Below are 628 nucleotides of genomic sequence, written 5' to 3' on the forward strand. Positions count from 1 at the left end.
GCACGGAGGCGCCGGCCTCGCGCTGTCGCGGCCCCAGGTCAGCGCCCTCGTCAAGGCCACGCTGCTCGGTTCGGACGATCTCGTCGGCGCCTCCGTGCTGTGGGAGCCGAACGCGCTGGACGGCAGGGACGCCGAGTTCGCAGGCAAGGCGCCCGAGTACGACGACACCGGCCGCTACATGCCTTACTTCAGCCGCGGCCCGGGCGGCACGATCAACGTCGAACCGTCCGTCCCCTCGGCCGCGATCGACGTCTACAACGTGCCGCGCGACACCGGGCACGCCTATTTCAGCGAACCGTACGCGTATCCCGTCAACGGGCAGAAGGTCCTGATGACGACGCTGTCCGCGCCCATCCTCATCGACGGCCGCTTCCAGGGGATCGCCAGCGCGGACTTCATGCTGGCGCGGCTGGGCGCCATCCTGAAAGGGATCAAGACCATCGACGGCGGCCGCCTGGCGCTCGTCTCCAACGGCGGCGTGTACGCGAGCCATCCGGACGCAAGGCGCAACGGCGCGAGGGCGGACGACGTCCCGGCCGCGGGACTGGCGCACGTGCGCGCCGGCCGGGATTACGAATACCGCGACGGCGCCGGCACGATCCACCTGCTGCAGCCGCCGCGCCATACC

1 protein-coding gene is annotated in these 628 nt (G+C 71.0%); it reads left to right on the forward strand.

What is annotated here, in order from left to right; all coding sequences use genetic code 11:
• A partial coding sequence (locus ACEN88_RS33625) for a cache domain-containing protein (RefSeq protein WP_413346681.1) occupies positions 1-628 on the forward strand: 628 nt, incomplete at both ends.

Source organism: Massilia sp. CT11-108, assembly GCF_047302915.1.
GTDB lineage: Bacteria > Pseudomonadota > Gammaproteobacteria > Burkholderiales > Burkholderiaceae_D > Telluria > Telluria orientalis.